General features: G+C 68.7%; 14 protein-coding genes. 6 read left to right on the top strand and 8 right to left on the bottom strand.

The window, feature by feature from the left end:
• Positions 1–123: 123 nt before the first annotated feature.
• On the bottom strand, positions 124–807 hold the full coding sequence (locus Q9R31_RS03895; protein WP_311261410.1) for a response regulator: 684 nt from the start codon (positions 805–807) through the stop codon (positions 124–126).
• The gene (locus Q9R31_RS03900; RefSeq protein WP_311261411.1) at positions 804–3,377 is read right to left on the bottom strand and encodes a DUF4118 domain-containing protein; all 2,574 of its coding nucleotides are present in this window, start codon (positions 3,375–3,377) and stop codon (positions 804–806) included. Before Q9R31_RS03900 ends, Q9R31_RS03895 begins: the two co-directional genes overlap by 4 nt.
• 196 nt (positions 3,378–3,573) lie before the next feature.
• On the opposite strand from Q9R31_RS03900, the gene Q9R31_RS03905 reads away from it, so the two are divergent.
• Positions 3,574–3,774, top strand: a complete 201-nt coding sequence (locus tag Q9R31_RS03905) for a DUF2795 domain-containing protein (RefSeq protein WP_311261412.1) — start codon at positions 3,574–3,576, stop codon at positions 3,772–3,774.
• A gap of 63 nt (positions 3,775–3,837) precedes the next feature.
• On the opposite strand, the gene Q9R31_RS03910 is transcribed toward Q9R31_RS03905, so the two are convergent.
• Entirely contained in the window at positions 3,838–4,407 is a 570-nt protein-coding gene (locus Q9R31_RS03910) for a hypothetical protein (RefSeq protein ID WP_311261413.1), read from the bottom strand.
• A 162-nt stretch (positions 4,408–4,569) separates the two neighbouring features.
• Here Q9R31_RS03910 and Q9R31_RS03915 point away from each other — a divergent pair, with 162 nt between their 5' ends.
• The 3 genes from Q9R31_RS03915 (at position 4,570) to Q9R31_RS03925 (ending at position 7,795) form a co-directional block, all read left to right on the top strand.
• Positions 4,570–5,316, top strand: coding sequence for an ABC transporter permease (locus Q9R31_RS03915; RefSeq protein ID WP_311261414.1), 747 nt, complete (start codon positions 4,570–4,572; stop codon positions 5,314–5,316).
• A gap of 33 nt (positions 5,317–5,349) precedes the next feature.
• Positions 5,350–6,462, top strand: a complete 1,113-nt coding sequence (locus tag Q9R31_RS03920) for an FAD-dependent monooxygenase (RefSeq protein ID WP_311261415.1) — start codon at positions 5,350–5,352, stop codon at positions 6,460–6,462.
• 118 nt (positions 6,463–6,580) lie between these two features.
• Positions 6,581–7,795, top strand: coding sequence for a GAF domain-containing sensor histidine kinase (locus tag Q9R31_RS03925; RefSeq protein WP_311261416.1), 1,215 nt, complete (start codon positions 6,581–6,583; stop codon positions 7,793–7,795).
• 10 nt (positions 7,796–7,805) lie between these two features.
• Here Q9R31_RS03925 and Q9R31_RS03930 read toward each other — a convergent pair whose 3' ends face one another.
• Positions 7,806–8,351: a YceI family protein gene (locus tag Q9R31_RS03930; RefSeq protein WP_311261417.1), complete on the bottom strand. Its 546-nt coding sequence runs from the start codon at positions 8,349–8,351 to the stop codon at positions 7,806–7,808.
• 145 nt (positions 8,352–8,496) lie between these two features.
• Here Q9R31_RS03930 and Q9R31_RS03935 point away from each other — a divergent pair, with 145 nt between their 5' ends.
• Together Q9R31_RS03935 and Q9R31_RS03940 are read left to right on the top strand one after the other, a co-directional pair.
• On the top strand, positions 8,497–8,925 hold the full coding sequence (locus Q9R31_RS03935) for a hypothetical protein (protein WP_311261418.1): 429 nt from the start codon (positions 8,497–8,499) through the stop codon (positions 8,923–8,925).
• Positions 8,926–8,967: 42 nt separating this feature from the next.
• A complete protein-coding gene (locus tag Q9R31_RS03940) occupies positions 8,968–9,711 on the top strand; it encodes a CDP-alcohol phosphatidyltransferase family protein (RefSeq protein ID WP_311261419.1) in 744 nt (247 codons plus the stop codon).
• Here Q9R31_RS03940 and Q9R31_RS03945 read toward each other — a convergent pair.
• The 4 genes from Q9R31_RS03945 to Q9R31_RS03960 form a co-directional block, all read right to left on the bottom strand.
• Positions 9,698–10,411, bottom strand: a complete 714-nt coding sequence (locus Q9R31_RS03945) for a haloacid dehalogenase type II (protein ID WP_311261420.1) — start codon at positions 10,409–10,411, stop codon at positions 9,698–9,700. The genes Q9R31_RS03940 and Q9R31_RS03945 overlap by 14 nt on opposite strands.
• 40 nt (positions 10,412–10,451) lie before the next feature.
• The gene (locus Q9R31_RS03950; protein WP_311261421.1) at positions 10,452–11,060 is read right to left on the bottom strand and encodes an NAD(P)H-dependent oxidoreductase; all 609 of its coding nucleotides are present in this window, start codon (positions 11,058–11,060) and stop codon (positions 10,452–10,454) included.
• A 120-nt stretch (positions 11,061–11,180) separates the two neighbouring features.
• A complete protein-coding gene (locus Q9R31_RS03955) occupies positions 11,181–12,521 on the bottom strand; it encodes a phosphoribosyltransferase (protein WP_311261422.1) in 1,341 nt (446 codons plus the stop codon).
• Positions 12,522–12,581: 60 nt separating this feature from the next.
• Positions 12,582–12,938: an SPW repeat protein gene (locus Q9R31_RS03960; RefSeq protein ID WP_311261423.1), complete on the bottom strand. Its 357-nt coding sequence runs from the start codon at positions 12,936–12,938 to the stop codon at positions 12,582–12,584.
• Between the last annotated feature and the right edge of the window lie 48 nt (positions 12,939–12,986).

Consider the following 12,986-nt stretch of genomic DNA (forward strand, 5'->3'; position numbering starts at 1 on the left):
CCCGTTGCACCGCGACCCTTGCGAAGCTAGCACCGGCGGAAACGGCTGGCGGGCGGGCAGGGGATTTTTTGATGAATCCTTTACGCCGTATTTACGACGGCGGCACGGGCCTTCCGCGGCACGTCACGGCTGGAAGCGGTAGCCCATGCCAGCTTCCGTGAGCAGGTGCCGGGGCCGGGCCGGGTCTGCCTCCAGCTTGCGGCGGAGTTGGCCCATGTAGACACGGAGGTAGTGGGTCTCGTTGTCGTAGCCGGGACCCCAGACCTTCCGGAGCATCTGCTGCTGCGTGATCAGCCGGCCGGGGTTCCGCGCCAGCAGTTCCAGGATGGCCCATTCACGGGGTGTGAGCCGGACCGGGTCCCCGGCACGCGTCACCCTGCGGTTTGCCAGGTCCACCTCGAAGTCCCCCACGTCAATTGCGGGCCCTTCTTCCGCTACCTCCGCTGCGCCGCTCCGGCGGCCGGCCACGCGCAGCCGCGCCAGGAGTTCGTCCAGGCCAAACGGTTTGGTGACGTAGTCGTCCGCGCCGGCGTCCAGGGCCCGGACCTTGTCCACGGACCCGTGGCGGGCCGACAGCACAATGATGGGCATGCTGCTGGTGCGGCGGATCCTGGTGATCACGTCCACGCCGTTGATGTCCGGCAGGCCAAGGTCCAGCACCACGGCGTCCGGGTGGCCGCCCTCCGCGTGCCGCAGGGCGGAGATCCCGTCCAGGGCGGTGAGCACCCGGTAGCCTTCCGCTTCCAGATTGACCTGGAGGGCGCGCAGGAGCTGCGGCTCGTCGTCGACAATCAGCACGGTCTTCATGAGGTGCTGGTGCCTGCTTTCCCGCGGACGTTGGACCTGGCCGGTCCGGCCGGGAGGGGCAGGCGGATAGTCATGGTCAGTCCGCCGCCGGGGGTGGGCCCGGCCAGCAGCTGGCCGCCCATGGCCTCGGTAAAGCCTTTCGCGACGGCGAGGCCGAGCCCCATGCCAAGGCCATCGGGCGCGTCATCGAGGCGCTGGAACGGCTGGAACATGCCCTCGACGGCGGCAGCGGGCACACCCTGCCCGTGATCGACGATGTGCAACTCACCGAAGCGGATGCCGTCGTCGTCCGCTGCATGCGATCCGCCCGGGACGCCCACGATGGCGACATCGGACGCCGGCGCGTATTTCAGTGCGTTTTCCACGATGTTGGCGATGACCCGCTCCAGCATCCCCTGATCGGCGCACACGGCGGGAATATTGGGGGCGAGGTCAATCCGGATGCGGTCCGCCGGGAGGCCGCGCAGGGCGTCCTCGATCGCATCGCGCCAGGTGACCGGGGCGGTCAGCGGCGCCGCCGAACCGCTGGAGATCCGGGACATGTCCAGGAGGTTGGAGATCAGGGCGTCCAGGCGCTCCGTGTAGGACTCGATCGTCTCCAGCATCTCGGCCTGCACCTCCTCCGGCAGCCTGCGGCTTTGGCGGCGCAGGGCGGTCACGGCCAGCTTTATCCCCGCCAGCGGGGTGCGCAGGTCATGGCTGACGGCCCGCAGGATGGCGGTGCGGACGTTGTTGCCCTCGGCCAGTTTTGTGGTGCTTTGCAGGGTGCGCTGCAGGGCATGGCGTTGGCGCAGCAGCAGGAGATGGGCCCCGTGGGCGGACAGGAGGAGCCGGTCACCGGCCGTGAGGGTCCGCCCGGAGAGGACCAGGGCGGTCCGGGTATCGGCGAGTTCCACACTGTCCGTCACGGCTGCGGCATCCGGGGACGGAGGTGGGGAGTCACCCGAAAAGGCTTGGAGTGCCCATGTTGCTTCCCCGTCCCCGGATCTGGTGAAGAGCCCGGCCGACCGGACCTGGAAAGTCTCCCGGACCTTGTCCATGAACGCCGCGACCGTATCGTCGGCGAGCAGGGCGTCGCGGGCAAGATCCGCGAGGGTGGCGGCTTCCGCGCGTGCACGTGCGGCCTCCCGGGCGCGCCTGGCGGACAGGCCCACCACGAGTGACACGGCCACCGCCGCGCTCAGGAAGACCAGCAGCGCGAAGACATTCTGCGGGTCGCTGATGTTGAGCGTTCCCACCGGGTCCGTCTGAAAGTAGTTGAGCAGCAGCGAGTCCATGACGGCTGCGAGGACCGCCGGCCACAGGCCCCCGATGAACGCCACCGCCATCACCCCGGTCAGGTGGACGAGCGCATGGGTGGCCAGGTTCAGGTCCGGGCTGGCCGACAGCACCGCCGTCACCAGGACAGGAAGGAGGACGGCCAGGACGAAACCGGCCGCGGTGCGCCTGCGGCTGAGCGCGGCGGGCGCCGGGCCCGGCAATCCAAGGCCGCCCTGCTGGTGGGAGACGATGTGCACATCGATATCACCGGAACCGCGGACCACTTTGGCGCCAGCGCCGGCGCCGAGGATGCGCTTCCAAAGGCGTCCGGGCGAGGCGCCGATAACTATTTGCGTGGCGTTGACGCTGCGGGCAAATTCCAGGAGCGATGCTGCCGGATCCTCGCCGGACACCGTGTGGGAGGTGCCGCCGAGGTCGGTGACGAGCTGCCGCTGGGCGTCCAGCAACCGGCCCGGCGCCGCGCTGCGTCCCTCGGCCCGCCGCACGTGGACGGCCAACAGGTCCCCGCCCTTGGCCCTGGACAGGATGCGGGACGCCCGCCGGATGAGCACTTCCCCTTCCGGTCCCCCGCTGAGTCCCACGACGATCCGCTCGCGCGCCGGCCAGCTAGTGGTGATGCCCCGGCTTTCGCGGTAACTCGCCAGGCCTTCATCCACCCGGTCGGCCAACCAGATCAAGGCGATCTCGCGGAGGGCAATGAGGTTGCCCAGGCGATACCCGCCGGCCAGGGCCGCGTCGATCCTGCCCTTTGGAACGACCTTCCCGTCGGCGACCCTCTGGCGCAGGAGGTCCGGTGATATGTCGACCAGCTCGATATGGTCTGCCCGCCGCAGCACAGCGTCTGGGACCGACGCGTCCCCTGGCTCGTCAGTGATCGCGGCAACAACGTCCTTCAGCGAGGCCACGTGCTGGACGGCAAGGGTGGTCAGCACATCCGTTCCGGCGGCCAGAAGCTCCTCGACGTCCTGCCACCGGCGCTCGTTGCTGCTGCCGGGGGTGTTGACGTGCGCATATTCGTCGACGACGGCGACGTCCGGCTTCCGGGCCAGGACGGCCTCAACGTCGAGCTCGGGTACCTCCGCTCCGTGGGCGTCCGGCAGGAGGCGCGGCGGCACGGCGTCGAGCCCGTCAAGGAGTTTCCCGGTGTCCGGCCTGCCGTGGCCTTCAGCAATGCCGACGACGACGTCCCTGCCATCGGCCAGGAGGCGGTGCGCTTCCCGCAGCATGGAGTACGTGGTGCCGGCCCCTGCCGCCGCCCCCAGGAAGATCCGAAGCGTTCCCCGTGCCATACCCACAGTCTTATCCCCTCCAGCCACCCGGACCAACTCGCCGCGTGCAGGGCCAGGCCCGGCCTGGGCCCACCATGGGTCTGGTCCGTGCGGACGCATTCCCCGTGGCGGGCGGCAGGGCTACGATAGGTCCACCGCGGCCCGAACGTGGTGGGCCACGGAGAGCAGAGCCGACACCGAAAGGAAACCCGGCACCATGGCAGACACCCCCAACCCCATCCAGATCCAAAAGTTCCTGGGCGGCATCGACTATCCCGCGAAGCGCGACGACTTGCTGTCACGTGCAAAGGACTCCGGCGCCGACAGCAACGTGATGGAGGCCCTCGAGGCACTCCCGGACCGGGAGTACGACAGCCCGACGGCGGTCAGCTCCGCGATTTCGGACAGCAACTCCTAGGAGGAGCCTGAACGGTTCCGGGGGCATCCTCGAAGCCCTCGCCCGTGCCGGCGGCGGGAATGCTTACGCGAGTGCGGCACGCACCGGGGCGGGGGCGGCCTTGAGGAGGCCCGCCCACTGCCGGCCAAGGCCCCAGACCCGGCCTGCGCCCACTGCTGCGAGGGCGATCATGGCCGAGGCGTAAATGACGTGCTCGTCCAGGACCGGGTTGGTCTTGATGGGCAGGGAACTGAGCCACATGAGGAGCATGAGGATGGTTCCCCCGACGGCTGCCGCGCGGAGGGCGATTCCCAGCGCGAGGGCCGCTCCGACGAGGAGGAGGCCGAGCATGAACGCGATATCCACGGCCGGGTTGCCGGCGAGCAGCTGGAAGGCAGGAGCAAGCGATCCTTTCAGGCTGCCCAGGTAGCCGGCCGTGGGCGATCCCCCCGCCACCCAGCTCTTGGCGGCAGGCGTAGAGAACCCGAGCCCAAGCACTTTATCCGCGAAGGCCCAGAGAAGGACGGCGCCAAGCAGGATACGCAACACGGCGAGGGCGCGGCCTGCCGAGGAGGGGAAAGCGGGGTCTGTGCCAGTGGGTTTGGTAGAGGCAGATTGGGCTGGGGCAGCTTGCTTGGGGATGTTGATGGACATTGGCTTCCTTCGGGGAGTGGGTGCAGGTGATCAGATTAGGAAAACAAAACGTGACCTAATTCGGAGAAAGCCTAACCACTAAGGCTAGCCTTACCAAACGTGCTCCCTTTTGTTGCGCCCAACCCGCAACTCCCGGCCAAGGCCGGACGATACGCTGGGCTGGTGCCCGCCCTTTCCGTCCTGCTGCCCACCCTCATGGCCGTTGCCATCCTGGCGGCACTCACGGTGGGCATCCTCTGGGGCGCGCGGACGCCGTCGTACCTCTCCCCCGCCCTGGCCATCTTCCGCGGGGCGGCACAGCTCGCGGTCATCAGCCTGGTGCTGGGCGGCGTGATCAGCAACCCGCTCTGGGTGGGGGCGGCCCTGCTGGTCATGTTCTCCGTGGCGTCGGTGACGGCCACGCGGCGGCTCGCCTGGTCCTGGCGGCGCTTTGCCGTGGTGGCGGGGACGATGGCCGCCGGCATCCTGGTGACCCTCGCCGTCGTTTTCGGAACAGGCGCCGTCGAGTTCGCGCCGCGCTACCTGCTGGCCGTGGGCGGGATCGTGATCGGCAACTCCATGACCATCGCCACGCTTGCCGGCCGCCGCTTCTTTGAAGCCGTGGTGGAGCAGTGGGACCAGGTGGAGGGCTGGTTCGCGCTGGGTGCAACGCCGCGGCAGGCCACCCTGATCCAGGCCCGGCAGGCAGTGCATTCGGCGCTGATCCCGTCCACGGACCAGACCAAAACCACCGGCCTGGTCACTCTTCCCGGCGCGTTCGTGGGGGCAATCTTCGGCGGCGCCTCGCCCCTGGAGGCCGGCCGGTTCCAGGTGGTGGTGCTGGCCTCGATTATGGCGGCTGGGTCCATCACCGCTGTCGCGCTCATCCGCTCGCTGGGCAACGTGAAGGTGCGGCCGAAACCGCTATAGGCCAAGGGCAGGCGCGGGGCTACGCTGAGGCCTGTGGCACAGCCGACGGTATTGATTTGCGGGGCAGGCATTGGCGGGCCCACCCTGGCGTTCTGGCTGGCCCGGCATGGTTTCGCGCCGACCCTGGTGGAACGGTCCGCCGGTTTGCGGTCCAGCGGCAACCCCGTCGACGTCCATGGAGACGCCACGGGGATCGCGCGCCGCATGGGTGTCCTGCCCCGCCTGCAGGCAGCCGCCACCCGGGCGCCGGGGCTGACGTTCGTGACCCCGTCCGGGCGCAGGATCGGCCCGCTGCGGCTTGGCCGCCCCCGCGGAGACGACGTCGAGGTGCCGCGGGCCGACCTCGCGGCGGTCCTCTGCGAGGCAGCCTCGGACGGCACCGAGTTCATGTTTGGGGATTCGGTCACCGCGCTGCAGCCGGACGACGGCGGCGTGGACGTTACGTTCGAACGCTCAGCGCCGCGGCGCTTCCACCTGGTGGTGGGCGCCGACGGACTGCACTCCACCGTCCGCAGGCTGGCCTTTGGCCCGGAGGCAGACTTTGTCCGCCCGCTTGGCCTGTACATTGCCACCCTCTCCCTCGGACGGCCGGCGGCCGACCCCGCCACGGTCCTCATGTACAACCAGCCGGGTTTGTCGCTGACCATTCACCCCGTCCGGGGCACTGCCGGAGCCGGATTCATCTTCCGCGGACCAAAGCATCCCGGCGCCGAGTACCGCGACCCGGAGGCCCAACGCGGGATCGTCGCCAATGCGTACAGCCGGCATCTGTGGACTGTGCCGGAGTTACCCGACCCGCCCGGCCAGGTACGCGACGCCCGGGACCTGTATTTTGATGCCGTCAGCCAGGTGCGGCTACCGGGCTGGTCCAGCGGGCGCGTGGCCCTGCTGGGCGATGCGGCATCCTGCGTCTCCTTGTTCGGCGACGGTTCCAGCATGGCCATGGTGGGCGCGGCCACGTTGGCGGAGGAGTTGTCAGCCACCCCCGGCAACCCCACCGCGGCGTTTCGCCGGTACGAAACCCGGCACCGCCGGGAGGTAGCTTCACGCCAGCGCGGGTACCGCCTGGGAGCGGCCATCCTCGTCCCCGCTTCCCGCGGCGGCCTCACCGTCCGGAATCTTGCCGTCCGCCTGCTTCCGGGCTGATGATGGCCAGATAGGGTGCGTGGATCTGCCATGATGGTGCGATGTGTGAGCACGCCCTTCTGAGCCAGGACATCAATCCCGCTGGCACCACTTTCCCGGCAGCGCCAGGGTTCCCGCGGTGACCGTCAAAGAGCTGGCCAGGGATGCCGTCCTCGCCAGGACCGGGCTCCCCACCCCCGGGCCGGGCCTGGACGTCGCCGTCCCGATTCCCTCCCAGCGCCTGCAGAACCTGGTGGAACTGGCCAGGACGCTGTGCGGGCAACCCGTCACAGCGATCAACATCATCACCGAAAACATGCAGTACCAGGTGGCAACCGCCGGCATGGAACCATACCTGTGCTCCCGGGAAGATTCGATGTGCGCTGTGGGCTTCCTCAACGGGACCCCCACCGTCCTGGAGGACGCCTCGCTTGATCCCCGCTACAGCAGCAACCCCTATGTGGACGGGCGCCGGGGCGAGGTCAGGTTTTACGCGTCCATCCCGTTGGTGGCTGAGGACGGCTTTGTCCTGGGCACGCTCTGCGCAGGGGCAAGGGAAACCGGGCAGCTGAGCCACCGGCAGCTCCAGGGCCTGGAAATCCTGGCTGCTGAAATTGTCGAGGCCCTGCAGCTTGAGCACCGCGCCCGCCAGCTTGCCGACGCGCTCGCCGAGGCCCAACGCAGCAACACGCTGCTGGCAGAGTTCGCTGGGCGGATCAGCCATGACCTCCGCAACCCGCTCACCTCCGTCCTCGGCTACGTTGAGCTGGCCCGGGACGACGCCGAAGGGCTGGAGGACCGGCAGATCGCGGACTACCTGGACGTGGTGGCCAATTCCGGACAGCGCATGCTGTCCATGGTGAGCGAGGTCCTGTCCTACGCCACCATCGGCGGGGACGTCCGGCCAACCCGGGTTTCGCTGCGGGACCTGGTCCGGGACGTTGTGCAGGATTTGGCGGCCAGCGTCGAGGAGTACGGCGCGTCAATTGAATGCGGTGACCTGGCCTTCACGGCTGATGCGGTCCAGATGCGGGTGCTGCTGCAGAACCTGATCCACAACGCCATTACCTACAGCCGGCCGGGAATTCCTCCCGTCATTCACATCACCGGCCACCGGGCAGAGGGCGGAGCAACCCTGCGGGTCATCGACAACGGCAAAGGCATCGGCGAAGCGGACCGGAAACGCGTCCTGGATCCCCTGGTCCGCCTGCACCGGGAGGATGATCCGCCCGGCACAGGCCTGGGCCTGGCCACGGCTGCCCGGATAGCGTCCGCCAGCGGAGGACGGCTTGAGATCGGGCCAGTCCCGGGGCCAGGCACCATGGTCACTATCCACCTGGGCAGCAACAGCTGACGGCCGCTTGTCAGCCCTGCTTGACCAGCGCCGCCTCGAGGGTGATCTTCACCTTGTCGCTGACCAGCACGCCGCCGGCTTCCAGGGCCGCGTTCCAGGTCAGCCCGAATTCCTTGCGGCTGATTTCGGCTTCGGCGGAGAATCCGGCCCTGGTGGCGCCAAAGGGATCCACGGCCACGCCGGTGAATTCAACCTCGAGCTCCACGGGCCGGGTCACGCCCTTGATGGTCAGGTCCCCCGTCAGGGTGTACTCCTCCCCGTCCCCTTCCACATGGGTGCCGCGGAACGTCATCTCCGGATACTTTTCGACGTCGAAGAAATCCGCACCCTTCACGTGCGCGTCACGGTTGGCATCCCCGGAGTCAAAGCTGGCAGTGGATACGGTGGCGTGCACCGAGGATTCCTCCAGGGAATGCCCCACCCGGGCCTCGGCGCTGGCCTGCGTAAAGCGGCCGCGCACCTTGCTGATTCCGGCGTGGCGGACGCTGAAGCCGATCTCGCTGTGCGCCATGTCCAGGGTCCATGTTCCCGGCGTGAGTTCCTTGGGAAGGGTCATTGTCATTCTCCTTACTCGTAGGGCCGCAGGCTTCGCCGCCCGCTACAGGCGCAAGATTACGGATGCCCCTAAATATTCCCCATAAAACCCGCAGACATAAGGGGCCGGGGTGAACCGGGAGGGAACTTCGGGCGTATACATAAGCGTGGCACTACGATTACTGACCGCCCTGGCGCTGTTCATCGATGCCGGCGTCCATCTCTTCCTGGCTCCCGGTCACCAGGACGCGCAGCCGGGCACGGTCAGCCAGGGCACGCTGTTCCTCCTCGAGGCGGGCGTGGCCGTGGTGGCCGGGATCTGGGTCCTGGTGCGCGGTAGCCGACCCGCCTATGCACTCGCTTTTGTGGTGGCACTCAGCGCGTTCGTCGCCGTCGTGCTCTACAGGTACGTGGACATCCCGGCGATCGGACCGATCCCGGCGATGTACGACCCCGTCTGGTTCTTCTCCAAGACCCTCAGCGCTGTTGCTGAGGGAGCCGGGGCGCTGCTGGCGCTCACGGGCCTGGTCCGCACCGGACGCAAGGGAAGGTCCGACGCCGGCACCAGGTTCCCGGCCGGACGCCGCCGGCCGTGACCATCACCGCAGCCGTTGCCAGCATGCGGGTGGAGGTGGCAGATGAGCGCAGCTGAGCGGGCCGTGCCGGACGCGGTGGCGGCCTTTGCCGCCTTCGTCCTGCCGGCATTGTGGTTGTCGTCTCTGTCCGCCTCCGGACTGGTTCCCCAGCTCGCCGGCCTGGGGGCCGGCGCCCTGGTGACTGCGGCTGCCGTCGGCTCCGTCCTGCGGCGCATCCCGCGGTTCTCAACTCCGGCAGACCGTGTCACCCTGCTGCGGGCCGTCCTGGTGGCGCTCTGCGCCGTGGTGGCCGTTCCGCACCTATTCGCCGGGGGCGGGACGGACCTCCTCCTGCCGGTCCTGGGCTGGGCTGCGTTCCTGCTGGACGGCGTGGACGGCGCTGTGGCACGGCGGACCGGGACAGCATCCCCGGCGGGGGCACGCTTCGACGCCGCCACCGACGCTGCACTGGTGCTGGTGTTATCCGTCGCGGCCGCCGCGGTGGCGGGGTACTGGACCCTCGCGATCGGGGGCATGTACTACGTGTTCGTGGCGGCCGGGTTCTTCCGGCCCCACCTTCGCGCTACGCTCCCGCCCAGCTTTTCCCGCAAGGCCATCGGCGCCTTCCAGCCGTTCGCGCTGCTGGTGGCGCTTCTCCCCGGCATCCCGTTGGCCGCCGCCTTCCCGGCCCTGGCACTTGCCTTGCTCACGTTTTCCTTCACGCGCGATGTGGTCCAGCTGGAGACCCGCCACCGTGCCGGGCTGCTGCACCCCGGCGCCGCCCGGACCGGATCTACCGTCCGTTAGCCAGGCCCTGTCCTTTAGCCAACCCCTGTCCGGCGAGGACCGGCGGCAGTTCGGTAAGAGCCGTGATGACGACGTCCGGGGCCTGGAAGTAGGACGGGTAGCGGGCGCCGGTCCGGTTCAGCCAGGCCGTCCGGAGCCCGGCGCGTGCCGCCCCGTGGATATCCCAGGGGTGGACCGCGACCAGCAGCATGTTTGAAGGCTCAGATCCGGCCGATGCTCCCGCATACTCGTAGGCGGCCCGGGCCGGCTTCCAGGCAGGGGCGTCGTCCACGGACAGGAGCAGCTCGAAGTTGTCCCTGATGCCGCCGGCGGCAAACAGTTTCCGGGTGTTGGCCGCCGCCCCGTTGGTCAGGGTAATCAGCCGGTGCCCGGCTGCGGCCAGGGCACGCACACCGTCCGGGACGTCCGGGTGGAGCGAAAGGTTCTGCATGGCCGTCATGATCCGTTCGACGGCGGCGTCCAGGTCCCGGGAGATGCCTTCGGCTTCCAACAGCGTCCGGAGGGCGTCGGCGCCGATGGCGGCGAAGGCCTTGTTATCGCCGCTGGCGGTGAGGGCGAACCCGTCCCTCAGCAGGGTGGCGAACCACAGTTTGGCCAGTCCGCGCGGCGCCCCGATCTGCGCGAACGCTTCCCCGAGCGGAGCCATGTCCGAGAGGGTTTCGTTGACGTCAAAGACAATAACGAGCCGTTCGGCAGGCATGGTCGTCTCCCTTCTTGTTCCGGGTGCGGACTTGGCCGCGCTACTTGGCGGGGTACTGGTTGGAGCGCAGGTACCGGGCCAGGTGCACCGCGTTGCGGGCCAGCCCCGAATTGGTGGAGGCCACGGGATCAGGCACCTGGTCCAGGTCCTTGAAGTCCACGGTCTGCATGGCCTCGCCTACCCAGTAAGTGCCGCCCTGCGCGGGAAGGCTGAAGCCGACGTCGTTCAGGCCCTGCATCATGTCGGCGATGGTCTTGTGCGCTCCGTCCTCGTTGCCCACCACGGCCACGGTGGCGACGTTCCCGTACATGATGGGCCGACCGTCGTCGTCCGTTTCGGACAGGTCGGCATCCAGGCGCTCCATGACCTGCTGGGCCACGCTGCACGGGTGGTCCATCCAGATGGGGGTGGAGAAGACCAGGATGTCCGCGGCCAGGATCCTCGCGCGGATCGCGGGCCACTGGTCCCCGTTGCCCATGTCCACCTGCACGCCGCGCTTCACGTCAAAGTCAACGACGCGCACTGACTCCGTGGTGACGCCCTGGCCTTCGAGCTCGTCCAGGATGTGCTGGGCCATCAGTTCGCTGCTGGAGGGTTCCGGGGAGGGGGTCAGGGTACAAACCAGGGCAAGAGCGGACAGTTCGGACATCAGCGGGAGCTCCCTTGATAACAGCAACAGATAGTCAGGCTACTTAGCAGTAGATCACATAGGTGCTGCGGGCACTACCGGCCGCGCGCGGCCGCGGGCATCAGCCGGTGGCTTCGGCCTTCACTCCCTGGCCTCCGGGATGGACCGCCCCACCGGCGACGGCAGGAGGTGCTGCCGGAACCAGTCCGCGGCCAGGCTCGCCGCCGTGGCCAGGGTGCCGGGTTCCTCGAAGAGGTGGGTGGCCCCCGGGATGATTTCCAGCCGGGTGGGGGCCTGCATGCCTGCCATGGCCTGGCGGTTCAGGGCCAGCACGTTTTCATCGGCACCGCCAACGATGAGCAGGGTGGGAGCTTTCACGGCGGCCAGCCGCGGCCCGGCCAGATCCGGCCGGCCGCCACGGGAAACGACGGCGGCCACTTGGGCGCCGGGCTCGGCTGCGGCCCAGAGCGCGGCGCCGGCGCCGGTGCTGGCACCGAAGTAGCCGATCCGGCCGGCGGAACCATCATGCCGCGCTTCCAGCCAGTGGGTTGCGAAGGAGAGGCGCTGGGCCAACAGGCCGATGTCGAACACATTGGCCCGGTTGACCTCCTCTTCGGGCGTGAGCAGGTCAAGAAGCAGCGTGCCCAGGCCTGCCCCGTGCAGGACAGAGGCAACAAAGCGGTTGCGGGGGCTGTGCCGGCTGCTTCCGCTGCCGTGGGCGAAAAGGACCGTACCGTCGCACCTGGCCGGCAGGTAGAGGCTGGCGCGCAGGACTGCACCGCCTGCGGGGATGTCGACCTCGTCCGCCAGGCTGCCGTCCGCGCTGTCCCCGGCGAGGTGGAGCGGTGCGGGCGCAGCGGCATCCAGCAGCTGCACCACCTCGCCGTCGTCCGTGGGCGAGAAGTCGTGGTAGTAGTAGCCCACGGCCTGGAAGTCCTGGGGCGAAAGCAGGCAGACGACGTCGTCAGGTTCCTTAAGTTCCACGATGGCGCGGGCGGGAGCAACGGGCACCGCAAGGATGACGTGCGCCGCCCCGAGTTGCCGGGCCACCTGGCAGGCCGCCCTGGCGGTGGAGCCGGTGGCGATGCCGTCGTCCACGATCACCGCGGTGCGTCCGGTGAGGTCAATCCGGCGGCGCCCCTGGCGGAACCGTGCCACCCTGTTCTCCAGCAGTTCGCGTTCCTGCCGTTCCACCTGCTGCAGGTCCTCCTGGGAAACCCGGGCCATGGACATGGTGCGCCGATCCAGGACCCGGATGCCGCCCTCCCCGACGGCTCCCATGGCCACCTCGGGCTGGAACGGAACCCCCAGTTTCCGCACCACGATCACGTCCAGTGGCGCGTCGAGGGCGTTGGCTACCTCGAATGCCACGGGAACGCCGCCGCGGGGCAGGCCCAGCACCACGACGTCCCGGCCGCGCAGGCCGGCAAGCCGCCTGCCCAGCCGCCGCCCGGCGTCGGACCTGTCATTAAACGCAGCCATCACCATCTCCCGCCGTACGCGGTTCCTTTCCCTGGCCGACGAGCATGGCGGGGCCTGGCGCTAATGCGAGATGCGGAGGTTGTGATGGGCATCCGTGCTGGGCTTTATGGCCACGGCGGTGACCACCAGCGCCACTGCGCCGGCAATCCAGGATGTCCACGCGGCGCCGGTGGCGCCGGTGTAAGAGCCCATCCACGGCGAGAGGATCAGCAGGGCGGCAAGGGCAGCCTGGGCGTATTCCATGACCGGTGTTCCGGGCATGGCCAGGTTGATGACGCCGCTGATGATCAGGAGTCCGCCGAAGAGGAGCATGAAGGTGGTGGACATGTTCTGCTGCCGTGTCCACAGGACCGCGATGGCGGTGAAGAGACCGGCGGCAACCGTTGCGTAGTCCTGCCACCGATACCACTTTTTCACTGCATTTTCCTTTCGGTTCCGGGCGGCAGGCCTTTCGCTTTCCGTCCC

It is taken from the genome of Pseudarthrobacter sp. BRE9 (genome assembly GCF_031844305.1).
Classification (GTDB): Bacteria; Actinomycetota; Actinomycetes; order Actinomycetales; family Micrococcaceae; genus Arthrobacter.